Genomic DNA, 24,236 nt, shown 5'->3' with positions numbered 1-24,236 from the left:
CGAATGCTCCGGCGCCTGCTGTCAATCCGCCAGGGGCGTGGCGCCGAGCGTTTCCGCGAGCCAGTCGACGAAGATCCGCACGCGCGGCGCGAGATGCCGGCCGGTCGGAAACACCACCGACACGGGTAGCGGCTCGGCATTCCATTCCGGCAACACCTCGACCAGCGAGCCGTCGTCGAGCAGCGGCCCGAGCCCGTCGCGCGGTGCCTGGATCAGCCCGAGGCCCGCGAGACAGCACGCGAGATACGCCTGCGAGCTGTTGACCGCCACGACGCTGCGCATCTTGACCGCGTGCAGCTCGCCCGAATCCATATCCGCATATTCCCAGTCCAGCTCGCGGCCCGTGCGGCTCGAGAAATAGCCGACCGCGACGTGGTCCGGCAGCTCGTCCGGCGAGCGCGGCGTGCCGTGCCGCTCGAGATACGCGGGCGCCGCGCAGTTGATCTGCGCCAGTTCGCCGATGCGCCGCGCGACGAGCGACGTGTCGGACATCGCGCCGACCCGCACCGCGCAGTCGATGCCGTCGGCGACGAGGTCGACGAAGCGGTCGGTCGTGCCGATCACCACGCGCAGGTCGGGGTAGCGCGCATGGAAACCCGGTAGCGCCGGAATCACCTGGTTCAGCGCGAAGCGCTCGGGCAGGTCGACGCGGATCGCGCCGCGCGGCGTCGTGCCGGCGTCCTCGAACAGCGTTTCCGCATCGTCCAGATCGGCCAGCAACCGCACGCAGCGCTCGTAATAGGTCGCGCCTTCGGCCGTCAGTGCGACGCGCCGCGTCGTGCGCTGCAGCAGGCGGATCTTCAGGTGCTTTTCAAGATACTGGACGGCGTTGCTGACCGTCGGGCGCGGCAGCTGGAGCTGCTCGGCCGCTTTCGTGAAGCTGCCGAGATGGGCGACGCGCGCGAAGATGCGCATTGCTTGCAGATGATCCATGCGGGGCGAGTGCGTGGGTGGAGGGAGCAGGCTCCATTGTTAATCAGCGTCGAATGGTTTGGTTGAGTGTTTCGCGTTTATCGCGTGTCGCGATGCGTCCAGAATCCGGCCTGTTCATTCATTACTCAAGGAAGCGGACATGGAAACGCGTGAACTGGGCCGTACGGGCCCGCGGGTGTCGGCGCTCGCGCTCGGCTGCATGGGAATGTCGGACTTCTACGGGCCGGCCGACCGTGACGAAAGCATCGCGACGCTGCACGCGGCCCTCGACCACGGCATCACGATGCTCGACACCGGCGATTTCTACGGGATGGGCGACAACGAGATGCTGATCCGCGATGCGCTGCGCGGCCGGGCACGCGACCAGGTGCTGATCAGCGTGAAATTCGGCGCGCTGCGCGATCCGGCCGGCGGGTTTGCCGGCTACGACGCGCGGCCGGTGGCGATCCGCAACTTCGTCGCGTACTCGCTGAAGCGGCTCGGCACCGACTACATCGACATCTACCGGCCGGCGCGCGTCGATCCGGCGGTGCCGATCGAGGAGACGATCGGCGCGATCGCCGATCTTGTAAAGGCCGGGTACGTGCGCCATATCGGCCTGTCGGAAGCCGGCGTCGACACGATCCGCCGCGCGGCCGCCGTCGCGCCGATCTCCGACCTGCAGATCGAATATTCGCTGCTGTCGCGCGGCATCGAGGCCGGGATCCTGCCCGCATGCCGCGAACTCGGGATCGGCGTCACGGCCTACGGCGTGCTGTCGCGCGGGCTGCTGGGCGGACGCTGGAGCACGGCGCGGGAAGGCGAGCGCGATTTTCGCGGGGCGAGCCCGCGCTTCCAGGGCGAGAACCTCGCGCACAACCTCGCGCTCGTCGACGCGCTGCGCGCGATCGCCGACGAGAAGGGCAGCAATCCGGCGCAGGTCGCGATCGCGTGGGCGCTGTCGCGCGGCGGCGATATCGTGCCGCTGATCGGCGCGCGCAAGCGCACGCAGCTTCAGGACGCGTTGCAAGCCTCGGAAATGCAACTAACGGTCAATGACATCGCTCGCATCGAAGCGGCGGTTCCCGCCGGGGCGGCTGCCGGTGAGCGTTATCCAGCCGCACAGATGGCGCACCTCGACAGCGAGCAGGGGCAGGGGCAGGGGGCATCTCACGGGGACTGATTGGCACGGATCGGCATCGGTTTCGGAACAGCCCCCTTATTCGGCTCGAATCCGGGGAGCTGGGTGGGGTGCGGCAACCCGGATGGCGGTGCATGGCCGACCCCGCCCGACTTGACGCCGGCGGCGCGTGTTTCGCCGGCTCGCGGCACAACGGCACAACGGCACCGCCGGCTCCGTCCGGCAAGCCCTAGCCAGCCTCAGGCAAAGCCAGATGGTAGGCGGCGCGATCGGGGTTCACCATCGGCGCCGTACTCAACCGGACGGAATGCCTTTCATGCACATTCATACGCTGACGATCATCGCGGTGGTTTTCCTGTTGGCAGGCGCGGTCAAGGGGATGATCGGGCTCGGGCTACCGACGATTGCGATGGGGCTGCTGACGCTCGCGATGCCGCCGTCGGCCGCCGCGAGCCTGCTGCTCGTGCCGTCATTCATCACCAACGTGTGGCAGTTGTGGCTCGGCCCGTCGTTCGGGCCGCTGCTGCGCCGGCTGTGGCCGCTGCTCGTCGGCCTGACGATCGGCACGCTGACGGGTGGGCTGCCCGCGCTCGCGGCCGGCAGCACCTGGACGCATGCGGCGCTCGGCGTGGTGCTGATTCTCTACGGGCTGTGGGGGCTGGCCGCCGCGCGGCTGCCCGCGCCGGGCCGCCATGAAAAATGGCTGTCGGCGGTGGTCGGCTACCTGACGGGTGTCGTGACGGCCGCGACCGGCGTGTTCGTCGTGCCGGCCGTGCCGTACCTGCAGGCGCTGCGGCTGTCGAAGGACGACCTGATCCAGGCGCTCGGGCTGTCGTTCACCGCATCGACGATCGTGCTCGGCCTGCAGTTGCGCGTGACGGGTGCGCTGGAGACAGTCGATCTCGGCGTGTCGGCGCTCGCGCTCGTGCCGGCGCTGGCGGGCATGGCCGGCGGGCAATATGCGCGGCGTGTGATGAGCGAGAAGGCGTTCAAGCGCTGCTTCTTCGTCGGGCTGATTGCGCTCGGCGCGTATATGGCGGCTTCGGGGTGGCTGTGAGCGGGTATCGCCGACGAGCGTGATGCCCGCCCTCCGCGGCACGTGACGCTCCCGAAGCCGGTTTCGACGACAACCGGCTCCGGGAGCGTTCACCGGACGTGGGTCACACCGCTCAGGCCGGGTCGGCGTACTTCAGCGTCCACCCGAAGGTGCGGGTCGCGCCCGTGCCGAGTGCGAACGGCTTCGTCGTGCACGCGAAGTTCGAATGCAACTGGCCAATCGGCGTCGTCGACAGCGGATTCGTCGTGCCGTTCGCCGTGTCGAAGGCGGACAGCGCGCAGTTGTCGAATCCGGACGCCGCATAGCCGGTCGCGGCACTGTTCGCGTAGGTCACCGACACGCCGTCGCCGTTCGCCTGCGTCGACGCGAAATCCGCGAACGACGTGAAGTCCGTTTCGACCGACAGGTTGCCGGTGAGCGTGCCCGTGCTCAGCGTGTCGCTGCGTGCGACCGAGCCGTGCGCGAACGTCAGCACCGTATGCACCTGCAGGTCGAGATCCGTCGTGTATGCCGCGTTCTTCGACGCGAGCCGGAACTTCGTGGTATCGAACGACACGACCACCTGCCCGTTGCTTTGCTGGACGTTCAGGTTCTTGTAGTACGTGACGGGAATGTAGGTCTTCCCGTTGTACGACACCTGCGGCACCAGCAGTGCGTAGCCGAGATCCGTCGTGCCGTAGATCAGCTTGTCGGAGAACGGCACCGGGTAGTACGGCGTGTACGAGTTGTAGTCGGGCGCCTGGTTGAGGTTCAGGTTGATCACGCGCCGGCCGTCGCGCACGGTGACGAGCGCCGCACTGTACGGATGCGCGGTGTCGCCCGGCTGGTTGTACCAGGTGAGCGTGTAACGCGGCAGCGCGTCGAGCCACGCGTTGTAGTCCGCATCCGCCATCGGCGCCTTGCCGCCGAAGCCGAGCTTGTTCCACCACGCGTTCACGTACAGGTACTGGTGCAGCAGGCTGAAGTTCTCGCCCATCACGCGCGGCTTGCCGCGATACGCGTCCGTGCCGCGGCCCTTGACCCACATGTTCACCGACGGTGTCGGCAGCGACGGGTCGTACCAGTACGTGTCGAACCGATGCGCGGCCTGGTAGATGAACGCATAGGCAATCTGCTTCTCCTGATCGGTCAGTACGCCGGCGTTGGCCGCGGCCGTCAGCACTTCCATGAACGCGGAATCGCCGTACGGGCCGATCGAGCGGCCGTAGTTGAAGCCCTGGCCGTTGGCGTTCAGTTGCGGCAGGATCAGGTCGACCGACTTGCGCAGATAGCCCTTCAGCTCGGGCGTGAGGTTCGCCTCGTTGCCCATCTCGAACGTACGCTCGGTCACTTCGCCGATCAGCAGCGTGCTGTAGCGGTCGAAGCGCGCCTGGTCGTAGTAGGTCGTGTGCGTGTTCGACGCTTCGTCCGAGAACCCGCCCGACGAGTCGTTGCGGATATGGTTCGTGAGCGTGTACAGCAGCGCGTCGCGCGCGCCCATCGTCGCGACCGACGGATCGGTCTTCGATGCAAACGACGGGCTGCTCCAGCCGAGCTTCTGGCGCAGTCCGGCAATTCCGTAGGACACCGCATAGTAGTTCTGCGCGGTGTTGAGCGACGCGATGTCGATCGGCGTGCCGGCCGCGGGGCACGTATTGGTCTTGCCGCTCGCATCGGGGCCGAACATGTCGCAGAAGGTGAGGCGCTGCTGCAGCGTCGCGAGCATCGCGTCGCTGAAGACTTCGTTGAGCATCCCGCGCGCCTTCAGGTTGTTCAGCGTGACGAGGTAGTAGTACTCGCCCCACGACGTATTCGCATACGTGTAGTTGCTGCCCGACTGCGCCATCATCGCGGTCGTGATCGTCTGGTACGTCGCGAGGTAGCTCGCGTACTGCGGATCGTTCTTCGACTTCATGTCGATCAGGATGTACGACAGGCCGAGCGCGAGCTTGCCCGGCAGGAATTTGTCGCCGGTGTTCGTGTCGAGCACGTGGACCGGCGTGCCGTCGCCGAGATCCATCACGACCTGCGTGAAGTCGGGCGATTTCCGGATCAGGTCGAACAGCGCGCGCATCTGGCCCATCATCGAGACCGGAACGTTCGTGCCGGCCGGCACGCTGGTGTCGGGCGCGCCATAGACGAGCGCCTGCAGCGAGTTCGACGCGAGCGACGGTGTCGTGGACGGGGGCGGCGAGGACGGCGGCGTGTCGGTCACGTCGTTGCCGCCGCATGCGCTGACGAACAGGACGGAAAGGGCGCTGAGCGCGGCGCCGAGCGCGAATCTGCTGCGCGGATGCATTGTGTCTCCAGTTTTGAATAGTGATGAAGGACGGGCGGGTGTGGCCGTTGCCGCGCTCGATGCCCGTACCTGCCGCCGCCATGCAACCCTGATCCCTGAAGGCAAACGGCCTGAACTACCAATCGAGCGGGCAAGCGTTCTCCCTGCGCGGGCCGTGACCGGCGTCGCGCGGATACATTGGAAAACGTTTTCCAAATTTAGGCGGCGATCGGCGTGATGTCAATGAACTTTCACGCCGGACGCGCCCGGAGAAACCCGGATAGTAGGAAATCGGGGGGGGGCGTGAGATCGGAATGTTGTGAGATTTACCGGGATTTATTCTGGATTTGACAGGATGCGGCGAAGGACTCCGATTCGGAAGCGACGGCCAGACGGAATTTCCGACGATGCACGCTCGCGAGACTTTAAGAGAAAACGTTATCCATAAGGATCGAAGTGAACTCGACGGACATCGGGGTGCGAGGCGGACGGGCAGCCAGGCCGCTCCGGCTAGACTAGAGCTGTGCCTCGATCGTCGCCTTGTCGATCACCGACCAGACCTGGCGGATCTTGCCGCCATGAAATTCGTAGAACACGTTCTCGCAGAACGTGACCTTCCGGCCGTCGATGGCGAGCCCCATGAACGTGCCTTTCGGCGAGCATGCGAAGCGAAGCCGGCATGCGATGCGCGGCGGCTCGCACACGAGCAGCCGGATGTCGAAACGGAGATCGGGAATGTCGCGGAAGTCCTGTTCCAGCATTGCACGATAACCGGCGAGGCCGAGCGGCCGGTCATTGTGGATCACGTTATCGGAGACGTATGCGCCGAGCGCCGGCCAGTCTTGCTGGTTCAGGCAGTCGACGTACGCGCGGTAGCGAGTCGCGAGATCGGTTTCGGTCATCGTTGCTTCTCCCGAAGTTTCGACGGGCGGTGCGACGTATCGCGCCGCCGCGTTATGCGCCGCGGCGTTGCATGCGCTGCTGCAGCGACACCAGTCGCTCGATGATATCCGCCGGCAGTCTGCGCTCCCGCGCGATCGCGACGCAATCGCGGCCTTTCGGATCGGGAATGGACGGATCGGCGCCGGCGTCGATCAATAGCGCGAGCGTGTCGAGCCGCTTCAGCCTGGCCGCGTAGAACATTGGGGTTTCGCCATGCGCGCGCAGATTCAGTTCGGGGCGGGTGGCGAGCAGCGCACGGCAGACGCGCGCGTCGTCGCGCCACACGGTGGCCCAAAGCGGATGGCTGGCGTTCGCGCCGCGCCGCAACAGATGCTCGACCAGCAGAACGTTTTCACCGCGCGCGACGGCATACCACAGCGGCGTCGCGCGAAAGTCTCCTTCGTCCTCGTCCATCGGCACGGCGCGTTCGAGCGGCGCGCCGGCGTCGAGCAGTACGGATACCGTTTTGATGCCGCTTGGTTCGCCGAGCCCGGCGGCGCTGCCGGGTCTGACGGCGCAGGCGAGGTGCAGCGCCGTGCGTCCCTGCGGATCGCTGGCGTCGACGAGTGCCGGCGTATCGGCCAGCAGGGACGCAACGGCGTGCCAGTCCCATATGCGCGCCGCTGCGAACAGCGATGTTCTAGAGGGTTTGCCCATGGCGGTCTTCCCGGTCAGTCGTGCGAGACAGCTTCAGCGCGTCGAGTATCCGGGATTCGACGGTCGACCAGTCGCGGTCGCCGTTTTCGATCGACAGCTTGTCGAGCGGCAATTGATCGAACAGTGCGTCGGTCAGTCGACGGTAGTCGCGGTATAGCGCGATCAGCCCGTCGAGACCGGTGAATCCGCGCCGCACGCAGTAGGGCGCGGCCAGTTTCCAGCGAATCTGATAGGCGACCCAGTCGTCGCCGCGCTCGGCGCAGACAGTGCGGATGGCTGCGTCGATGTCGCGTTGCCAGAAGTAGATGACGAGCGGCGCGAGCGGAGCGATCGTGCGGGCGAGTTCGCGCACGTACGTTTCGATCAGTGCCGGTTCGCCTTCCATCAGGAGCAGGTGGGTCAGGTCGCCGTGAAAGAGTTGCCCGTCCAGCACGGTGATCGTGTTGCCGCGTTGCACGTCGGCGACGAACGTAGCCCATCGCGCGAGCGCGCGCCCGGCAAGTTGCGTGGCCGTCGCATCGCGCCACGGCTCGAACCAGTGTTCGAGTTCGTCGGTGGCCCGCACGGGATGAGGCTCGGTCCGTTCGTGAATCGCCACGGCGTCGAGCCCGGCTGCCTGCAAGTGCCGGGAGATGAAGCGCATTGCGGTCGACTTGCCGGAACCCATCATGCCCTCGACGATCACCAGCCGGCGGGCAGGAAGGGCGGGAGAATCGCGGGTGGCGGGCATCGTGTCGGAGCGGGTGGATGCATCGGTACGGCAGGTTACCGCGTCGCTGCTTCCCCCGACAAGAACGCAACGAACTCCCGCGTGTACTTCGGCAGCGCATCGAACGACCGCGCGCACAGCTTCAGCCGGCGGTGGCTCCACGGATCGGACAGCTCGACGAGCCGCACGTCCATCGTCTGCATCGCGCGCTCGGCCGCATGGCGCGACACGATGCCGATGCCCACGCCGCTGGCGATCACGCGGCAGATCGCATCGAAGCTCTTCAGTTGCACGCGATAGCGGATCCGCTTGCCGAGCGCGCGCGCCTGGTCGGCGAGATGCACCTGTAGTGCGCTGCCGTCGGTGAGGCCGATGAAGTCGGCATCGGCGATCGAGTCGAACGCGACCTTGTCTTGCGACGCGAGCGGATGCGCGGCCGGCACGACGACGATCAGCCAGTCTTCGCGGAACGGTTTCTGTTCGAGCCCGCCGAGCCCGACCGAATCGGCGACGATGCCGACCTCGGCCGTCTTGTTGCGGATCGCATGCACGATCTCCTGACTAGAGCGCTCCTCGACGCTGATCGACAGCTTCGGATGATGCGGCAGGTAGTCGGCCAGCGCGTCGGGCAGGTATTCGCTCAGCGACGCCGTGTTGCACAGCAGCCGGATATGCCCGCGCAGCCCCTGGCCGTATTGCTGCAGCTCGCCGCGCATGTGGTCGATCTGCTGCAGCACGGTGCGCGCATGGTGTTCGAGCGCGCGGCCCGCGTCGGTTGCCTGCGCGCCCGACTTGGTCCGGTGCAGCAGCGGCACGCCGAGTTCGTCTTCCATGCCGCGGATGCGCTCGCTCGCGGCCTGCAGCGTAATGTGGGTCCGCTCGGCGCCGCTCGTGATCGTGCCGGCCTCGCAGATGTTCAGGAAGAGCCGCAGGTCGGTCAGGTCGAAGCGCATGGTGGGTGGGGGCGATCGTGTTGGAATGGCCGATAAGTTAGCAGGGAACCGCAGCCGCGGTCTCAGGCTCAGCCTGAGGCCCGATTCGCCGGTTCCGCATTTTCGGGGCGCGATCGATGGCGGATCATGGCCGCACATCAACCGGGGAGCCAGCCATGCGAATCGATCCGTCGTGGGGCGTGTCGTTCAAGATCGCGCTGCACGTGCTGTTCCTGTGCATCGGCATCGCGTGGGCCTGTTCGGAACTCGCCACGTGGTTGCGTTGAACGTCGCGGCTGCCGTGCGCCGCAGCGGGCGGCGGCCGCCGCTTCGCGCCTATTGAAACGAGTTCACCATAGTTTTCTAAAACGAAAATTCTTCCGTTTTCGCGCAAAAAGACCATCAAGTTTTTCCGGATCGGACCGTATTACCGGTAGCGAATGCCGGCCGGCATCCGGTTCGTGATCGTTTGTCATCATTGTTTGCATCCGGTTACACGTCGGCCGTTCCGTTTTTGAGATGCTTGAAAGATTGTCAAACCGGAGTCGGATCGTCCATGAAATCGCGCGAGATTCACCGTCACGCGGCGTGGCTGCCAGGCCTGGCCGCCGTGCTCGTCATGGCCGGTTGTGCAAGCACGCAGTCCGTTCCGCCGAGCGATACGCAGGCGGGACAGTCGTCGCCGTCGGGCCAGCCCGCCGCTGCGCCGTCGGCCGCCACCGCGCCGCCGGCGCCGATTTTCGTCGCGCAGAAGTACGTCGTGAAGCGCGGCGACTCGTTGACGGGCATCGCGTCCGCGAACGGCTGCAGCATTGCCGACCTGCGCACCTGGAACAAGCTGGGCGCGAACGGCCGGCTGCGCATGGGGCAGGTGCTGCGCATCGTCAAGCAGCAGCCGTTGCCGGTGCCGGGCGCGGCCGGCACGCAGGTGGCCGCATCGTCGGCATCGAGCAATGGCGCAGCGGGCAACCCGTCAACCGCGCAGACCACAGCGTCGAGCGCGAGCGACCGTCAGGTCGTCAAGGAAATGAAGCGGCATGCGGGTGGCGTCGCGCTCAAGTGGCCCGCGAACGGCAAGATCGTCGACGGGTTCCGGCCGGGGCAGAACCGCGGCATCCAGATCGCCGGCCGGCCGGGCGACCCGGTCCGCGCGGCGGCCGACGGCCGCGTGATGTATGCGGGCACCGGCCTGAACGATTACGGCAGCCTGATCATCGTCCAGCACAACGCGGATTTCCTGACCGCGTATGCGCACAACCGCAAGCTGCTCGTGAAGACGGGTGACATCGTGCGCCAGGGCGACGAGATCGCGGAGATGGGCGACCTCGACAACTCGCGTGTCGCGCTGCTGTTCGAAGTGCGACGCGATGGCAAGCCGGTCAATCCGATGCCGTATCTGCCGTCGTCGCAAGGGTGAAGCAGGGCCGTTTCGCTGGAACGTGGCGGCGGTCGCTGCTACGCTAGGGTCTGTTCATGCGAGTCCCGCGCTTCGCGGGGCCGGCGGCCGTCTTTCGGGGATGCGCGGCGAATGCCGTCGCGGGCCGGCCGCCGGCGTGAACGGGCGCGCTGCTTCGACGCGTGCCCGCGCTGCTTCGTGCCACCGTTTCCGACAGAACACACCTCATCCATGGAACACTCTCCGACACGCCGCTCGCTGTTGCTTGCCGCCGTTGCCGCGCCGTTCGTCGCCGCGTGCACATCCGCGCCGGTCGCCGACCAGGGGCGCGCCCACGCCGCCCAGGCCGAATTGACCGCGCTCGAGAAGGCCTCGAATGGCCGGCTCGGCATCGCCGCGCTCGATACGTCGAACGGCGTGCGCATCGCTCACCATGCGCGCGAGCGCTTCCCGCTGTGCGGTACGTATGCGGTGGTTGCCGCCGCCGCGATGCTCGCGCGCGGCTCGCTCGACGCGTCGCTGCTGCCGCGCCGCATCCTGTACCGCCGCTATGAAATCGTGTCGGGCTCGCCGATCACGGAAAGCCACGTCGACACGGGCATGACGATCGAGCAGCTGTGCGTGGCGATGCTGCAGTCGGGCGACAAGGGCGCCGGCAACCTGCTGATGGGCGTGCTCGGCGGCCCGCAGGCCGTCACATCGTTCGCACGCGCGAGCGGTGATACGTTCTTCCGACTCGATCACTGGGAACCCGAACTGAACAACGCGGCGCCCGGTGACGAACGCGACACGTCGACGCCGGTCGAGATGGTCGACACGCTGCAGCGGCTGCTGCTCGGCAACACGCTGCAGGAACCGCAGCGCGCGCAACTGACGGAGTGGATGGTCGGCGGCGCGCGCGGTGCGACCGGCATCGCGGCGGGTGTGCCGCCCGGCTGGCGCATCGCGGACAAGGCCGGCACGGGCGGTTACGGCACGACGACCGATGTCGCGGTGCTGTGGCCGCCGTCGCGCGCGCCGATCGTGATGGCCGTGTCGTTCACGCAGCCGCAGGCCGCCGCCGCGGCCCGTGCGGACGTCGTTGCGTCGGCGGCGCGCATCGTGGCGGGCGCGCTCACCGCGACGGCCTGAGCGTCGCGCGCCTCGCGCAAAGCCGGCGTTTGGCTTATCGTGTCGGACAACGCGCGCCGGTATCGGCGCGTGGTCCTTTCGCGCCGTTTTTCCGATTGCCTTCTTCATGCGCCGACTTCCGCCCCTGCACGCGCTGCAGATCTTCTCGACGGTGGCTCGCCACCGCAGCTTCACGCGCGCGGCCGAGCAGCTGTGCATCACGCAGGGCGCGGTGAGCCGGCAGATCCAGACGCTCGAGGCGCATTACGGTTTCCCGCTGTTCAAGCGGCATGCAAAGGGCCTCACGCTGACGGCGGAGGGCGAGCAGTTGCTGCCGGTGGTCAACGAGAGCTTCGCGCGGATCGAAGATATTTCGATGAAGCTCACGCGGCAGCGCACCGATCTCGCGTTGAAGGTGCCGACCTGCGTGATGCGCTGGATGCTGCCGCGCATCATGCGCTTCCAGGGCGAGCATCCCGATCTCCATGTGCAGATCACGACCGCGTGGCAGCACGTCGTCGATTTCTCGACCGAGCCGTTCGACGCGGCGGTCGTCTACGGCACGTCGCCGGGAGCGGGCGTGTTCGCGCTGCCGCTGTTCGACGAGCGGCTGACGCCGGTGTGCGCGCCCGAATTGCGGCAAACGTCGCCGCTCGACGCGGTCGGCGATTTGGCGCGTCATACGTTGCTGCATCCGACGCGCGACCATCGCGACTGGCGCGCGTGGCTCGATCACGCGGGCGAGCGCAACGTCGATCCCGCGCGCGGGCCGACCTTCGACACGCTCGATCTCGCGACGAACGCGGCGATGCAGGGCTTCGGCGTCGCGATCGGCGACGTGACGCTCGTCGACGACGACGTCAGCGCACGCCGGCTCGAACGGCCGTTCGACATCGTGCTCGAGACGGGCGCGCGCTACTTCTTCGTCTATCCCGAGAACATCGGCAACCAGCAGAAGATCCGCGCGTTCAGCGACTGGATCGCGCACCATCGCGATTGACGGGCGAAGCGCGCACGTGCGCCGAAACGGCGCGCGGAACCCGTCGGGTGCCGGGCCGGCTAACGGCTTTACTGGTACGTCACGACGGCGATCATCGGCGCCTGATTGTTGCCTGGACGGTTCGGTAAAACGATTGCGCGCGAGGCCTGAGTAAAGGTCGTGGTCTTGATGGCCTGCTGGCTCGCGGCGTCGACGAACGCAATCTGGCCGCTTGCCGGGCGCGGACAGTCGGGCCGCACGTGCCCACGGGCGAGATCGGCCGTATCGAGCGCGAACGAGCAGGGCGGCTCGACGATCATGCCGGAGAAGTGGATGATGCCGGACGCGCCGGCGGCAAAGGACGAGGAAGTGGCCAGAAGCGAGGCAGCCAGGACGAACGAGGCGGCGATAGGGCGATGCTTCATGACAGGCTCCAGAGAGGAAGCGCGTCGCAGCGGGCCGCTCGGGTGGCAGTCCGTCAACGCTGCGATGCTGTATGCGTAAACGGCAAAACCATCGGACCTCTTGAATGAAAAAATCGAAATAATGGCAATCGGCAAACGATTGCGTATTGCTAAAACCAATGTAGGCCGGATTTGCGCAACCGCAAGTCAGGGAAATGCCGGGTGGCATAAGATCGAAGGACGAGCGGTCGTCGCGACCGTTGTGTGGGCAACGGCCTTGCGCCGCCCGGAAAGCAAAACGGCCGCTCGTATCGAGCGGCCGTTTTGCGTTGGAGCCGGAGCTGCGCCGTTCAGTTCATGCGCTTGCGTGCCGCGCCGACGACCACGAGCAGCACGATCGCGCCGATGATCGACGCGATCCAGCCCGCGCCCTGACCCGGTGCGTACCAGCCGGCGGCGCGGCCGACGTAGCCGGCGACCAGCGAGCCGACGATGCCGAGCACGGTGGTCATCAGGATCCCCATCTTGTCGTCGCCGGGCTTGAGTGCGCGGGCGAGGAGGCCGACGATGAGCCCGACGACCAGGGTTTCGATGAATTGCAGCATGAACGCCTCCCTAATGCGGTTGAGCTGTTGACGAAAGGAGATGGACTCGTCCGGCGCACCGGGGTTCCCGGTGGAGCCGAACAGGTTCGCGACGGGCCGAGTATCGCACGCTGCCGCGTCATGCGGATGTCAGGGCCGGCCCGGCGGCGCGTCATTCATTGATAGTCGAGCAGAACCTGCGTCGCGGCATGAACCGAACCGCCACCGACCTTCGCGCCTGTCTGCAGGTAGGACGCACGGAGCCGAATCGACGGCGATCCGCCGGTGGCCGGGTTGTAGCTCGTCACGGTGTGCGACTTCCTCAACGGCAGCGGCTGGCCCGTCGCGGCGTCGGCGATCTGGATGCCGATGCCGCTGGCCGTGGCATCCGGGCGCAACTGCATCCCGCCGGGGGACCCCGTGACCATGTCGTCCAGCGGCGCCAGTTGATAGCCGATCCGGTTGTAGCCGGCCGGGCAATTATTCAATTGCACCTGAAAGTCCGTCGCACCGGCGGTCGAACCGACGCCCTTGAACACATGGTGCTGCACGGGCGGCAGCGTGACGGTCTGGTCGGGAATCGAGCACGTTCCGTTGATGAAGCTGACCTTCGCGGCGAGGAAGACCGGGGACGAGGTACCGAAGATGCCGGACTTGTATTCGATCGAGTAATAGGCGCTGAGCGCACCCGAATTGAGCGATCCATCTTGCGGCTGCCGGCTATCGCGGAACAGCGTGACTTCGAGCGTATTGCGCAGCGTTGCCTTCGTCGACGAGACGGCCACGTTACCGTCGACGAGCATGCGCGTCGACAGGCCGGACACATTGGTTTCCAGATCGGGGCCGTCGGACACCCACACCCCGCCCTTGGAGTACATCCTGATGCCCGTGATCTGGCAGGTGCTCGCGCCGCATACGTCCTGCGGCGTGAAGTAGTGACGCGCGACGACCATGCCCGGCGTGGCGTTTCCGGGGCTGGAAACGGTGGCCTGCCCGAACGCATAGAGGGAGGCGGCGATCGCGTCGGTCGCGAAGGCGACGGATGCGAGCACAAGCGCGGAGGCGCCCGCGAGCATGCGGAACGGGCGGCGAGCGACGCGCACCGCGGCGGCCGGAGTCGTGGTTCGGGTCAATGCGGACGATTGGCGAAAGTGAGACATATGGATTCCTTACTGAATGCCGGCGGTCGTCGAATCGGACTGGCAAGTGCTCTTGACGGTCTGTATGCCGGGCAACGGCCGGCGACGCTCCGCAACCGGCAGCGTGTAGGCGATCCGGCAGACGGAGCGGGCATCGGCGCCCCACTGAACCGTCAGCGAGCCGCTGTCGGCGAGCCCGCGCGCGAAGATCTTGCTCGCCTGGCCGACGACGCCGACTTCCTTGCCGGTGTCGTCGTGCACGACGGCGCCGAACGGCAGTGGCGTGCCGTCGGCCTGGCGCGCCTGAACGAGCGCCGCGCGGCCGGTGTCGGTCGCAAACCGGATGAGCTGCACCGCACCGGCACGCGGCGCGATCTGCCGGCTGGTTTCCTTCAGCTCGACGTCCATCGGGATGCCCTTCGGATCGAGTGCGACCGTGTTGAGGCTGTATGGCGTCAGGTACGGCACGACCGCGTAGCCGTTGCCGTCGACCTTGACGCCAGCCGCGTTCGTGACGCGCGCGCCGGCCGCGCCGGGCGCCTCGACGATCGCGAACGTCTCGGATACCGGCTGCGAGAACGTGATGCCGCCGCGATGCGCGACCAGCGCGCCGCGCACGCCGAGCGAGCCCTGCTGGAAGTTGGTGCTCGCGCCCGCGCTGGCGTTGACTTCCGCCAGGCGCGTGCGGTACGTGACGTTGGCGCTGCCGTCCGTGGCCGAATTCGATCCGGACGCGTGGTTCGCGCTGACGCTGTACGACAGCGCGTGGTCGTCGCCGAGCGATCCGGACAACGTCGACTGCAACCGGGTGCGGCCGAGCGTGTCGCGCGACACGTTGCCCGAGACGGTCATCGGGCGCTCGCGGCCGAACGGGATCGTGACGCTGGCGTAGTAGAGCGTGCCCATGTCGCCACCGGCACTGCGCTGCCGCGTGGCCGTCAGGCTGTAGGACAGGTTGCGGAACTGGTTCGTGTAGCCCACCGAGTAGTTGACGTCCGAGCCCGGACGATTCCAGTAGTTGACGGCCGATGCCGTCGCATTGATGCGCCCGCCGGTCGTGCCGAGGCGCTGCGTGAGCGCCAGCGATGCGCGATGGCGCTGACGCCAGACCGACTGGGCCGAGCGGCCGTCGCGTGCGGCGTCGTGCGCCTGCATCGCATCGTTGAGGCCGAAATAGCCGTCAGTCGAATAGCGATAAGCGGCGAGTGCGATATCGGTGCCGGTCGCGTCGACCGACTTCGCATAGCTGACGCGCACGCTCGAACCGCTGTAGCGCTTCGCGCCGGGGATCGCGGTCAGCGCATGCGTGACGTCCGCGCCGAACGCGCCGAACGACGTGTTGAACGCGCCGCCCAGCATCGCCGACGCATAACCGCCGGCGAGCGTGACGCCGCCATAGGCCGTCAGCAGGTTGGTCAGGCCGCGCTGGTACGTGGCCTGCGTGAACAGCGGCTGGCTCGATCCGTGGGGATTGCGCAGCGTGCCGGCGACGAAGCTGTAGCGGCCGATGCCCGGCCGCAGCGACATCGGCACGGCGGCGTAGGGCACCGAGAACGAATGCATGGAGCCGTCGGCTTCGGCAATCGACACCTGCAGGTCGCCACCGTACCCGGTCGGATAGAGGTCGTCGATTTCGAAATTGCCGGGCGCGACCGTCGTCTCGTAGATCGTCACGTCGTTCTGGCGGATCGTCACCTTCGCGTTGCTGTTCGCGATGCCGCGCACCACGGGCGCATAGCCGCGCAGCGAGTCGGGCAGCATCCGGTCATCGGTCGACAGGCGCACGCCGCGGAACTGCGTCGAGTCGAACAGTTCGCCCGACGTGTAGCTTTCGCCGATGACGAGTTGCGACGACAGCGACGGCAAGTCGCGCTGGAGATAGGTTGCGATGTCCTGGTAGCGGCGCTCGCCGCGCGACGACCACGAATAGGAGCCTTCGTGGCGAAAGCGCCACTTGCCGAGGTTCACGCCGCCGTTCAGGCCGAGATAGCCTTGCGTCTGCGCGGTGTGGCCGCTGGCCTTCGACGTGTAGAGATTGAAGTTGTAGCCGAGCAGGCCGACGGTTTCGCCGGAGGTCCATTGATCGGGGCTCACGTAGCCGCGCGCCTTGCGCACGAGCGACGCCTGCGGGATCGACAGTCGCAGTGTCTGCCGCTCGAAGTCGAATGCCGCGCTGGCGCCCGGCACGACTTGCGCGAGTCGCAGGCAGGCGCCGTCGTCGTCCAGCCGCGCGACGGCGTCCGGCGCGAGCTTGCCGAAATCGACGCCGACGCGCTCGAGCAGCGCGCGGTCGAAGCACGGCCGGGCGTCGCCCGAATCCGGCGCGGCCACGAAGCGCACATCGTAGCGGCCGATCCAGTCGGGACCGACATGGATGTCGGTGGTGTACACACCGGGAGCCGTCACGTTGCGTTGGGCGAAGCGCGACACGTCGACAGGCTTGCCCAGGCGATTCTGCAGGAACGCACCGTCGAACTCGACGTGCGCGAGCGTGCTTTCGGCGGCGGCCTGCGTCGTCGCGCGGCCATCGACGGACCACGAGGCGACGCAGGCGGCCACCAGCAGATGGATTGGCTTGACGCGCGGCACGTCGGCCGCGCCGCGGCGCGGCAGTCGGGTCGGGGTCATGCGCAATACTCCAGAAAGGTTCGGGTCGTGCGGGCGCGTTTCGCCGGCGCAGGCGCGCAGGCGTGCACACCGCGCGGCGGCGGATGGCAAATCAGGGGTTTCCGTGTCGGTCGGAACGGCCGGAGCGACGTCGGACGAAAAGAGGGAGCGCGCTCGGCGCGCACCGTTGCGATGCGGTGCCGGCCTCGGTCGCGTTACGGTTCGACGCTGACTGGACGTTCGATGTCGGTTGCGCGGCCCCAGTCGTTGATGCTGCCGAACTCGACGGTTGCACCGGCGGCGGGCGCACCGGCGAGATCCTTGATCGGGAATCGTTGCGTGCTTCGGGGCAGCACGTAGCCCATGCCGGCGTCGTGCTGGCGCCCGCCGGACTTCAGCAGCACATTGCCGAAATTGACGACGAACGGCGTCGGATTGGTGGCCTCGAGCGCGTAGCCGCCGTCGGCGCGAACCACGCGCCAGCCGAGCTGCGTGGGGGCGTCGTCCACGTTGCCGGCCAGTCCGGCCGGGCGATACATGATCTTGATGCGTGAGCGGAACGCCAGCTGAATGCGGTTGCGGCTCTCGGTCGCGGATGCCTTGGGCGGCACTTCGAGCACGTTCAGCCAGAACAGCGATTCCCGGTCGGCGGGAAGCGGTTCGCCGGTGTGAACGAGGCGCAGCGTCTGGCCATTGCCGGCTTCCATCCGGAAGATCGACGGCGTCAGCGTGAACGGCACGTCGATGTTCTCCGGCAACGCGCGGCTGTCGCCATCGTCGAGCCACGCCTGTACCAGCGCCGGACGCTTGCTGTCGTTCGTGAGCTGGATCGTGACTTCGCGCTCGCTCGACGGGAAGATCACGCGTGTGCCGGCGATCACGACGCTCGCGTCGGCCTGCGACGCGAATGCGGCGACGGCGAGAGTCAGCGTACGGAAGAGCTTCAACAGTTTCATGGGCGTGTGGACTCGGATCGATGGGACGGGAAGCGGGCGGAAACGGCGGGTTCCGCGTCGCGCGGCGTGACGGGTAGAGATCGCCGGGACGGCGATCTCCACACGCGTGTCCTTACTGATAGATGAGCGAGTACTCGACACGCGAAGCGACGTCGCCGGCCTTCACGGCACCCGACGCGTAGTACTCGGCGAAGTAGTTCAGCTTCGCCTTGCCGTCGGCATCGATATCGACCAACTGGGTGCTTGCGCCGGTTTGCGCGCCGATGGGGATGTGGTTCTGCTGCGAATCCAGCACGTTGATCTGGACGCCCTCGGCGGCCTTGGCGCCCGAATCGATCGTCAGTCGGCCGCTCGATTGATCGACGTTCGAGCCGTTCTCGAACACGACGCCGACCTTCACCGGGTTGTTGTCTCCGACCGTGCAGCCGGTCAGCGCAAGCGAGAACCCGCTGCGGCCGGCGACGGAGCCGACATCGGCGAGCGAACTGGTGCTGACCGGCGGCAGCGGGACGGTGAGATCCGATCCGCCGTCGACGCTGCACGTCGATGCGATGACGTTGCCGCGGAAGGTGACGGTGCCGTCCGCGGCGTGGGCCGCCGACGAAAAGGCCGCGCCGGCGGCGAGGAGCAGGACCGGGATTGCGCTGCGCTTGATGAGTCGCATATTTAAATCTCCAAATAAACTTCGGTTTTCGAAAGCGCGAGTTGAATTTAAATCTCAGAATGGCGCGTTTCGGATGAAATTATGCGATCTATGTAAGGATTTTGTAATTTGACTGGTACTAATGGATAGGGATTTTTTCTAGGACACGTACTAATTTATTTTTCGCCGAAGTCGGCGGTCGGGCGGAGGGGCGTGGGGAGCGGCATGAGGGGCTCGCGTGGGCGAGCATGTCGATCCCGGAAATCGGTCGAGCGGCCGATGTTGGCGGTCGCGCTATTCGAAGCGGAGTGGAATTGGAATAACCGGCCGACGGAGCATGACGCCGGCCGGTATATCGCGTCGCGTTCGGGTCATGTCATGCGACGCGTGCGCAGGGGCGTACTTTCGCCGAGTGCGGCGCGTCAGGCCGCCGGCGCGTCGATCGCCGGGTCCAGGCGGCGGTAGCCTTCGGTCGCGTTCAGCAACGTGCGGGTGTAATCGCGCGCCACTTGCCCGGCGCGCACGTCCTCGATCCGCAGTTGCTCGACGATCTCGCCCTGCTGCATCACCGCGACGCGCTGGCACAGGAAGCCGACCACTGCGAGGTTATGGCTCACGAGGATCATCGTCAGTTTGCGTTCGCGATGCAGGCGGCGCAGCAGGTTCAGGATCTCGGCCTGCACCGACACGTCGAGCGCGGATGTCGGTTCGTCGAGCAGCAGCACGCGCGGCTCGACGATCAATGCGCGCGCGATCGCGACGCGCTGCCGCTGGCCGCCCGACAGCTGGTGCGGATAGCGGAACCGGAACGCGGGGCCGAGTCCGACCTCGGACAGCGCGCGGGCGATGCGCGCATCGGTGTCGCCGATGCCATGGATCGACAGCGGCTCGCGCAGCGTCTGGTCGACCGTGAAGCGCGGATGCAGCGACGCGTACGGATCCTGGAACACCATCTGCACGTGACGGCGAAAGGCGCGATCGGGCGTGCCGCCCACCGGCCGGCCGTCGATCGACAGGCTGCCGGACGCGAGCGGCACGAGGCCCGTCAGCGCACGCAGCAGCGTCGACTTGCCGGATCCCGATTCGCCGACGAGCCCGAACACCTCGCCGTCGCGCACCGCGAAGCTCGCGTCGCGCACGGCGTCGACGTGACCCGTGCGGGTCGGGAAACGGATCGATGCGTGATCGACGTCGATCATCGTGCGGCCTCCTGTCGATCGGCGGGCGTACCGGCGTGCGACGCGGGATCGAGCCACGCCGGATCGCGCCGCAGCACGGGCAGTTCGTCCGGCGGGTTCGCGAGCGGCGGGTTCGCCGCGAGCAGCCCGCGCGTATAGGGATGGGATGCGTCGCGCAGGTCGCGCGCGGCGCAGGTTTCGACCACGCGGCCCGCGTACATCACCGCGACGCGATCGCAGAACGACATCACGAGCGGCAGGTCGTGGCTGATGAACATCAGGCCCGTGTCGTGCCGCGCGATCATCGCGTCGAGCACCGCGAGCACCTGCATCGACACGGCGACGTCGAGAGCGGAGGTCGGCTCGTCGGCGATCAGCAGGCGCGGGCCGGTCGACACCATCATCGCGATCATCACGCGCTGGCCCATGCCGCCCGACAGCTCGTGCGGATACGCATCGGCGACGCGCGCCGGGTCGCGGATCTGCACGGCCGCGAGCGCGTCGACGATCCGCTCGCGCAGCGCGCGGCCGCGCAGGCCCGGCTCGTGCAGCCGGAACGCTTCGCCCATCTGCTTCGCGACAGTCATCACCGGGTTCAGCGAGTACTTCGGATCCTGCAGGATCATGCCCATCTGGCTGCCGCACAGCCGCCGGCGTTCGCCCGGCGGCATCGCGAGCAGGTCGTGGCCCGCGAAGCGCATCGTGCGTGCCGACCAGCGCGCGGCGTCGGGCAGCAGGCCGAGCAGCGCGCGGCCCGTCAGCGATTTGCCGGAGCCCGATTCGCCGACGATGCCGAGCCGTTCGCCGGGGGCGAGCGTCAGCGACAGGTCGCGCACGGCGTCGGTGACGGTGCCGTCATGGCCGCGAAAGCCGATCTTCAGGCCGTCGATCTCGCAGAGCAGCGCGGGCGAGGGGGCGGGATTCATCGGCATGTCACGCTCCATGGCGGGGATCGAAGACGTCGCGCAGCCCGTCGCCGAGCAGGTTGAACGCGAGGCTCACGAGCAGGATCGCGCAGCCGGGCAGCGTCGCGACCCACCATGCGTCGAGCAGTACGTTGCGGCCGGACGCGACCATGAAGCCCCATTCGGGGCTCGGCGGCTGTGCGCCGAGGCCGAGGAAGCCGAGGCCCGCGACGGTCAGGATGATGCCGGCCATGTCGAGCGTCGCGCGCACGATCACCGACGACATGCAAAGCGGCACGATGTAGCGCAGCAGGATGCGCGGGCCCGACGCGCCCTGCAGGCGTGCGGCGTGGATGAAGTCGGCCTGCGCGATGCGGATCGTCTCCGCGCGCGCGAGCCGCGCATATGCGGGCCACGCGGTGATCGAGATCGCGACGACCGCGTTGATCACGCCGGGCCCGAGCGCGGCGGCGAACGCGAGCGCGAGCACGATCTTCGGGAACGCGAGCGCGATGTCGGTGATGCGCATCAGCACGCTGTCGACGAAGCCGCCGCAGTAGCCGGCCGTCGTGCCGATCAGCAGGCCGATCGGTACGACGATCACGACAACGAGGATGGCGATGCCGAGCGTGAGGCGCGAACCGGCGATCAGCCGCGAAAGGATGTCGCGGCCGAGCTGGTCGGTGCCGAGCCAGTGCGACGGCGAGCCGGGCGGCAGCAGACGGTCGGACAGCACCTGGCGCAGCGGATCGTGCGGCATGATCAGCGGGCCGACGATCGCGACGACGATCAGCGCGACGAGAATCGCGAGCCCGAACAGGTTGAGTGGATTCGTGGCGAAACGACGCCAGCGTCGGTACGCGAGGCCGAATGCGGCCTGCGAGCGCGACGCGGGCGCGTCGGACAGCAGCCACGCGCGCAGCGTGAGGCGCTCGGCGTTCATGATCGGAGGACCTTCGGCATGGGCGATGAAAGAAGCAGGGTGTAGGCGGTCATGTCGTGGCGGCCCTCAGCGTGCACGCGGATCGAACACGCGGTACAGCGCGTCGGTCAGCAGGTTGACGGTGATGAACATCGCGCCGAGCACGAGCGTCGCGCCGAGCACCGCGTTCATGTCGGCGTTCAGCAGCGCGCCGGTCAGGTACGAGCCGAGCCCTGGCCACGCGAACACGATCTCGGTCAGCACCGAGCCTTCGAGCAGGTTGCTGTACGTGAGTGCGATCACGGTGAGCAGCGGCACCATGATGTTGCCGAACGCATGCCGCCAGATCACGCGCCGTTCCGACAACCCCTTCGCGCGTGCGGTGACGATGTATTCCTGGCTCAACTGGTCGAGCATGAACGAGCGCGTCATCCGGCTCAGGTACGCGACGGAGTAGTAGCCGAGGATCGCGGCCGGCAGAGCGATGTGCGACACCGCGTTGCGGAACACGTCCCACTCGCCCGCGAGCGCCGCGTCGATCAGCAGGCTGCCCGTGCGTGGATCGACCATCCCGTCGTACACGGGATCGAGTCGGCCGGGCCCGCCGACCCAGTGCAGCCGCGCGTAGAACAGCAGCAGCCCCATCAGCCCGAGCCAGAACACCGGCACCGAATTACCGATCAGCCCGACGAAGCGCGCGATGTGGTCGATCGGCCGGTTGTGCTTCACGGCGGCCGCGACGCCGAGCGGCACGCCGATCGCGATGCCGATCAGCGTCGCGATCGTCGCCAGTTCGAGGGTGGCCGGGAAGACGCGCTTGATGTCGTCGAGCACGGGGTTCGCGGTCAGCAGCGACATGCCGAGATTGCCATGCAGCACGTCGCGCGCATAGATCAGGAATTGCGTGACGAGCGGCTTGTCGAGCCCGAGCGCGATGCGTTCGGCCGCGTAGGCCTCGGCCGACGCGCGATCGCCGAGGATCGCGAGCACGGGATCGATCGGCACCTTGCGGCCGATCACGAACGTCAGCGCGAGCAGCCCCGCGAACGTGACGGCGAGCGTGAGCGCCCAGCGCAGCACGCGCAGTGCCCAGCGTACGGCCGGGCGCCGCGCGGGCAGCGTGCGCAGTGCTTCGAGGGAGGAGGCGGGTGTCGACATGCGGCGAATCTTATTGCTTCTTCAGGTTGCGGTACGACACGAGATCGTTGATCGGCCCGACTTCGAGCCCGCTCACGCCGGGCCGCGTCGCGACCTGCGCGACTTTCTCGAACATGATCACGAACGGCGAGCGCGCGAGCATCTCCTTCTGCATCGCCTGGTACCGCTGCGCGCGTTTCGCGGCGGTCGGTTCGGCGAGCGCGGTGTCGGTTTCCTTCGTCAGTTGCGGGATGTCCCAGCTGTTGCGCCAGGCCAGCATTTTATAGCTCGACTTGTCGGAGTTGTCCGGATTCCACGCAAAACCCTGCGCGTTGCTGTGCGGATCGATGTAGTCGGCCGACCATTCGCCGATGTAGATGTCGTGCTGGCGTGCGCGGTATTTCGAGAGCGTCTGCTTGTTGTCGCCGGGGATCAGCTGCACCTTGATGCCCGCTTGCGCGAAGTTTGCCTGCACGGCCTGCGCGATTTCGGTGTACGGATAGTCGTTGCGCACGTCCATCGTCACCGAGAAGCCGTTCGGCACACCGGCCTTCGCGAGCAGCGCCTTCGCCTTCGCGACGTCGAGCTTGTACGGGTTCGTGTTCAGCGTGCCGAGGAAGCCTTCAGGCAGGAAGGTCTGGTGCACCTTGTAGGTCGTTTTCACCACGTTGCCCTGGATGCCCGCATAGTCGACCAGCCACTTCAGCGCTTCCTGCACGTCGGGTTTCGCGAGCATCGGGTTCTTCGTGTTCAGGCCGAGATACAGCAGCGTCGCCTGCGGCGAGGCCGACACCTTCGCCTTGCCGGACTTCACGACCGACGCCAGATCGTCGGGGCTCAGGTCGCGCGCCGCATCGACATCGCCGTTTTCCAGCAGCAGGCGCTGGCTCGCGGCTTCGGGCACGTGGCGCAGCACGATGCGCTTCATCGCGAGCGGCAGCCGGTAGCCGTCGAAACGTTGCAGCACGACGCTGTCGCCGGCGGTCCATTTCACGAGCTTGTAGCCGCCGGAGCCGGCCTCGTTGGTCTTCAGCCATGCGTTGCCGAAGTCGTTGCCCTGCTGGTGCGACAGCAGCAGCTTCTTGTCGACCACCGACGCCGGCCACGAGCCGAGCACGTTCAGCACGAAGGTCGGTGCGTACTTCTGGTCGGTCGTGACCGACACCGTCAGGTCGTCGAGCTTCTTCACGTTGGCGACGACGTTTGCCTTCGTGAGCCCGATGCCGGTCAGCACGGCGGCCGGGCCCTTGTCGAGCAGCACCGCGCGCTGGATCGACCACGCGACATCGTCGGCCGTCAGCGGGTTGCCCGAGTGGAACTTGAGGCCGGGGCGCAGCTTGAACGTATAGGTCAGCCCGTCGGTGCTCACAGTCCACGACTGCGCGACGTCGCCGTTGAATTTCGACGGATCGCGCAGGTCGACGCGCACGAGCCGGTCATACGTGTTCGCGACGTATTCCTCCGGCACCAGCTCGTAGATCTCGCCCGGGTCCAGCGTCGTGAATTCGTCGAGCAGCGTGGCCATCACGAACAGGTCCTTAGGCGTTTCCGCGCGTGCGGCGGAAAGCGGAACGGCGGCGAGTACGGACGCGGCGGCCAGCGCCGCGACGAGCCGGGATGTCAGCAATTTCATGTGCGCTCCATCTGTCGTTGGGATCGTTGAAGTCGT

Annotated in this window: 22 protein-coding genes; 5 read left to right on the top strand and 17 right to left on the bottom strand. The window is 67.1% G+C overall.

Translation table 11 applies throughout. The annotated features are described in order from the left end of the window. Nucleotides 1-21: 21 nt before the first annotated feature. On the bottom strand, nt 22-933 hold the full coding sequence (locus BCO18175_RS31210; protein ID WP_174986613.1) for a LysR family transcriptional regulator: 912 nt from the start codon (nt 931-933) through the stop codon (nt 22-24). A 139-nt stretch (nt 934-1,072) separates the two neighbouring features. On the opposite strand from BCO18175_RS31210, the gene BCO18175_RS31205 reads away from it, so the two are divergent. Then, complete coding sequence (locus BCO18175_RS31205; protein ID WP_174986610.1) at nt 1,073-2,095, top strand: aldo/keto reductase; 1,023 nt, start codon at nt 1,073-1,075, stop codon at nt 2,093-2,095. A 274-nt stretch (nt 2,096-2,369) separates the two neighbouring features. Beyond that, nucleotides 2,370-3,110 carry a sulfite exporter TauE/SafE family protein gene (locus BCO18175_RS31200; RefSeq protein ID WP_174937535.1) on the top strand — a complete coding sequence of 247 codons (741 nt, stop codon included), beginning with the start codon at nt 2,370-2,372 and terminating at the stop codon, nt 3,108-3,110. 112 nt (nt 3,111-3,222) lie between these two features. Here the strand turns inward: BCO18175_RS31200 and BCO18175_RS31195 are convergent, their stop codons facing one another. The 5 genes from BCO18175_RS31195 to BCO18175_RS31175 all read right to left on the bottom strand — a co-directional run bounded on the left by BCO18175_RS31195 (nt 3,223) and on the right by BCO18175_RS31175 (nt 8,628). After that, on the bottom strand, nt 3,223-5,388 hold the full coding sequence (locus BCO18175_RS31195) for a hypothetical protein (protein ID WP_174986608.1): 2,166 nt from the start codon (nt 5,386-5,388) through the stop codon (nt 3,223-3,225). A 494-nt stretch (nt 5,389-5,882) separates the two neighbouring features. Continuing rightward, nucleotides 5,883-6,269, bottom strand: coding sequence for an ester cyclase (locus BCO18175_RS31190; protein WP_174986606.1), 387 nt, complete (start codon nt 6,267-6,269; stop codon nt 5,883-5,885). Nucleotides 6,270-6,321: 52 nt separating this feature from the next. Beyond that, complete coding sequence (locus BCO18175_RS31185; protein ID WP_174986604.1) at nt 6,322-6,966, bottom strand: ankyrin repeat domain-containing protein; 645 nt, start codon at nt 6,964-6,966, stop codon at nt 6,322-6,324. Continuing rightward, nucleotides 6,950-7,696 (bottom strand): hypothetical protein, encoded by a 747-nt coding sequence (locus BCO18175_RS31180; RefSeq protein ID WP_254608192.1) that lies wholly within the window; start codon nt 7,694-7,696, stop codon nt 6,950-6,952. The genes BCO18175_RS31185 and BCO18175_RS31180 overlap by 17 nt, the downstream gene beginning before the upstream one ends. Before the next feature lie 35 nt (nt 7,697-7,731). Continuing rightward, nucleotides 7,732-8,628, bottom strand: a complete 897-nt coding sequence (locus BCO18175_RS31175) for a LysR family transcriptional regulator (protein WP_174986601.1) — start codon at nt 8,626-8,628, stop codon at nt 7,732-7,734. A gap of 535 nt (nt 8,629-9,163) precedes the next feature. Here BCO18175_RS31175 and BCO18175_RS31170 point away from each other — a divergent pair. From BCO18175_RS31170 to BCO18175_RS31160, 3 genes are all read left to right on the top strand, one after another. After that, nucleotides 9,164-10,024 (top strand): peptidoglycan DD-metalloendopeptidase family protein, encoded by an 861-nt coding sequence (locus BCO18175_RS31170; RefSeq protein ID WP_174986599.1) that lies wholly within the window; start codon nt 9,164-9,166, stop codon nt 10,022-10,024. 210 nt (nt 10,025-10,234) lie between these two features. Further along, nucleotides 10,235-11,134 carry a class A beta-lactamase gene (bla, locus tag BCO18175_RS31165; RefSeq protein ID WP_174986597.1) on the top strand — a complete coding sequence of 300 codons (900 nt, stop codon included), beginning with the start codon at nt 10,235-10,237 and terminating at the stop codon, nt 11,132-11,134. Between the two features lie 106 nt (nt 11,135-11,240). Further along, complete coding sequence (locus BCO18175_RS31160; protein ID WP_174986595.1) at nt 11,241-12,113, top strand: LysR substrate-binding domain-containing protein; 873 nt, start codon at nt 11,241-11,243, stop codon at nt 12,111-12,113. A 68-nt stretch (nt 12,114-12,181) separates the two neighbouring features. On the opposite strand, the gene BCO18175_RS31155 is transcribed toward BCO18175_RS31160, so the two are convergent. The 11 genes from BCO18175_RS31155 to BCO18175_RS31105 all read right to left on the bottom strand — a co-directional run bounded on the left by BCO18175_RS31155 (nt 12,182) and on the right by BCO18175_RS31105 (nt 24,200). Further along, complete coding sequence (locus BCO18175_RS31155; RefSeq protein ID WP_174916546.1) at nt 12,182-12,517, bottom strand: type 1 fimbrial protein; 336 nt, start codon at nt 12,515-12,517, stop codon at nt 12,182-12,184. Between the two features lie 329 nt (nt 12,518-12,846). Beyond that, on the bottom strand, nt 12,847-13,101 hold the full coding sequence (locus BCO18175_RS31150) for a GlsB/YeaQ/YmgE family stress response membrane protein (RefSeq protein ID WP_174986594.1): 255 nt from the start codon (nt 13,099-13,101) through the stop codon (nt 12,847-12,849). A gap of 155 nt (nt 13,102-13,256) precedes the next feature. Next, entirely contained in the window at nt 13,257-14,240 is a 984-nt protein-coding gene (locus tag BCO18175_RS31145) for a fimbrial protein (protein ID WP_174986591.1), read from the bottom strand. 9 nt (nt 14,241-14,249) lie between these two features. Continuing rightward, nucleotides 14,250-16,847 (bottom strand): fimbria/pilus outer membrane usher protein, encoded by a 2,598-nt coding sequence (locus tag BCO18175_RS31140; RefSeq protein ID WP_174986589.1) that lies wholly within the window; start codon nt 16,845-16,847, stop codon nt 14,250-14,252. A 194-nt stretch (nt 16,848-17,041) separates the two neighbouring features. Next, entirely contained in the window at nt 17,042-17,782 is a 741-nt protein-coding gene (locus BCO18175_RS31135; protein WP_174986587.1) for a fimbrial biogenesis chaperone, read from the bottom strand. A gap of 112 nt (nt 17,783-17,894) precedes the next feature. After that, nucleotides 17,895-18,446 carry a fimbrial protein gene (locus tag BCO18175_RS31130; protein ID WP_174986585.1) on the bottom strand — a complete coding sequence of 184 codons (552 nt, stop codon included), beginning with the start codon at nt 18,444-18,446 and terminating at the stop codon, nt 17,895-17,897. Between the two features lie 401 nt (nt 18,447-18,847). Further along, nucleotides 18,848-19,624, bottom strand: coding sequence for an ABC transporter ATP-binding protein (locus tag BCO18175_RS31125; protein ID WP_174986583.1), 777 nt, complete (start codon nt 19,622-19,624; stop codon nt 18,848-18,850). Then, nucleotides 19,621-20,535, bottom strand: a complete 915-nt coding sequence (locus BCO18175_RS31120) for an ABC transporter ATP-binding protein (protein ID WP_174986581.1) — start codon at nt 20,533-20,535, stop codon at nt 19,621-19,623. Before BCO18175_RS31120 ends, BCO18175_RS31125 begins: the two co-directional genes overlap by 4 nt. Nucleotide 20,536: 1 nt before the next feature. After that, complete coding sequence (gene nikC, locus BCO18175_RS31115; RefSeq protein WP_174986579.1) at nt 20,537-21,451, bottom strand: nickel transporter permease; 915 nt, start codon at nt 21,449-21,451, stop codon at nt 20,537-20,539. Nucleotides 21,452-21,517: 66 nt separating this feature from the next. Continuing rightward, nucleotides 21,518-22,588, bottom strand: coding sequence for an ABC transporter permease (locus BCO18175_RS31110; protein ID WP_174986576.1), 1,071 nt, complete (start codon nt 22,586-22,588; stop codon nt 21,518-21,520). 10 nt (nt 22,589-22,598) lie between these two features. Then, complete coding sequence (locus BCO18175_RS31105; protein ID WP_174986574.1) at nt 22,599-24,200, bottom strand: ABC transporter substrate-binding protein; 1,602 nt, start codon at nt 24,198-24,200, stop codon at nt 22,599-22,601. Nucleotides 24,201-24,236 lie beyond the last annotated feature (36 nt).

Source organism: Burkholderia lata, assembly GCF_902499335.1.
Lineage (GTDB): Bacteria > Pseudomonadota > Gammaproteobacteria > Burkholderiales > Burkholderiaceae > Burkholderia > Burkholderia lata_B.
The sequence above is the reverse complement of the archived record's forward strand: the minus strand, read 5'-3'. Positions and strand labels throughout refer to the sequence as shown.

What these genes read in the sequence shown, in the direction of transcription:
- BCO18175_RS31135 (WP_174986587.1), bottom strand. Translation starts at nt 17,782, where the DNA reads ATGAAACTGTTGAAGCTCTTCCGTACGCTGACTCTCGCCGTCGCCGCA.
- BCO18175_RS31110 (WP_174986576.1), bottom strand. Translation starts at nt 22,588, where the DNA reads ATGTCGACACCCGCCTCCTCCCTCGAAGCACTGCGCACGCTGCCCGCG.
- BCO18175_RS31175 (WP_174986601.1), bottom strand. Translation starts at nt 8,628, where the DNA reads ATGCGCTTCGACCTGACCGACCTGCGGCTCTTCCTGAACATCTGCGAG.
- BCO18175_RS31120 (WP_174986581.1), bottom strand. Translation starts at nt 20,535, where the DNA reads ATGCCGATGAATCCCGCCCCCTCGCCCGCGCTGCTCTGCGAGATCGAC.
- BCO18175_RS31200 (WP_174937535.1), top strand. Translation starts at nt 2,370, where the DNA reads ATGCACATTCATACGCTGACGATCATCGCGGTGGTTTTCCTGTTGGCA.
- BCO18175_RS31125 (WP_174986583.1), bottom strand. Translation starts at nt 19,624, where the DNA reads ATGATCGACGTCGATCACGCATCGATCCGTTTCCCGACCCGCACGGGT.
- bla (WP_174986597.1), top strand. Translation starts at nt 10,235, where the DNA reads ATGGAACACTCTCCGACACGCCGCTCGCTGTTGCTTGCCGCCGTTGCC.
- BCO18175_RS31185 (WP_174986604.1), bottom strand. Translation starts at nt 6,966, where the DNA reads ATGGGCAAACCCTCTAGAACATCGCTGTTCGCAGCGGCGCGCATATGG.
- BCO18175_RS31140 (WP_174986589.1), bottom strand. Translation starts at nt 16,847, where the DNA reads ATGACCCCGACCCGACTGCCGCGCCGCGGCGCGGCCGACGTGCCGCGC.
- BCO18175_RS31170 (WP_174986599.1), top strand. Translation starts at nt 9,164, where the DNA reads ATGAAATCGCGCGAGATTCACCGTCACGCGGCGTGGCTGCCAGGCCTG.
- BCO18175_RS31150 (WP_174986594.1), bottom strand. Translation starts at nt 13,101, where the DNA reads ATGCTGCAATTCATCGAAACCCTGGTCGTCGGGCTCATCGTCGGCCTC.
- nikC (WP_174986579.1), bottom strand. Translation starts at nt 21,451, where the DNA reads ATGAACGCCGAGCGCCTCACGCTGCGCGCGTGGCTGCTGTCCGACGCG.
- BCO18175_RS31210 (WP_174986613.1), bottom strand. Translation starts at nt 933, where the DNA reads ATGGATCATCTGCAAGCAATGCGCATCTTCGCGCGCGTCGCCCATCTC.
- BCO18175_RS31160 (WP_174986595.1), top strand. Translation starts at nt 11,241, where the DNA reads ATGCGCCGACTTCCGCCCCTGCACGCGCTGCAGATCTTCTCGACGGTG.
- BCO18175_RS31130 (WP_174986585.1), bottom strand. Translation starts at nt 18,446, where the DNA reads ATGCGACTCATCAAGCGCAGCGCAATCCCGGTCCTGCTCCTCGCCGCC.
- BCO18175_RS31205 (WP_174986610.1), top strand. Translation starts at nt 1,073, where the DNA reads ATGGAAACGCGTGAACTGGGCCGTACGGGCCCGCGGGTGTCGGCGCTC.
- BCO18175_RS31145 (WP_174986591.1), bottom strand. Translation starts at nt 14,240, where the DNA reads ATGTCTCACTTTCGCCAATCGTCCGCATTGACCCGAACCACGACTCCG.
- BCO18175_RS31105 (WP_174986574.1), bottom strand. Translation starts at nt 24,200, where the DNA reads ATGAAATTGCTGACATCCCGGCTCGTCGCGGCGCTGGCCGCCGCGTCC.
- BCO18175_RS31190 (WP_174986606.1), bottom strand. Translation starts at nt 6,269, where the DNA reads ATGACCGAAACCGATCTCGCGACTCGCTACCGCGCGTACGTCGACTGC.
- BCO18175_RS31180 (WP_254608192.1), bottom strand. Translation starts at nt 7,696, where the DNA reads ATGCCCGCCACCCGCGATTCTCCCGCCCTTCCTGCCCGCCGGCTGGTG.
- BCO18175_RS31155 (WP_174916546.1), bottom strand. Translation starts at nt 12,517, where the DNA reads ATGAAGCATCGCCCTATCGCCGCCTCGTTCGTCCTGGCTGCCTCGCTT.
- BCO18175_RS31195 (WP_174986608.1), bottom strand. Translation starts at nt 5,388, where the DNA reads ATGCATCCGCGCAGCAGATTCGCGCTCGGCGCCGCGCTCAGCGCCCTT.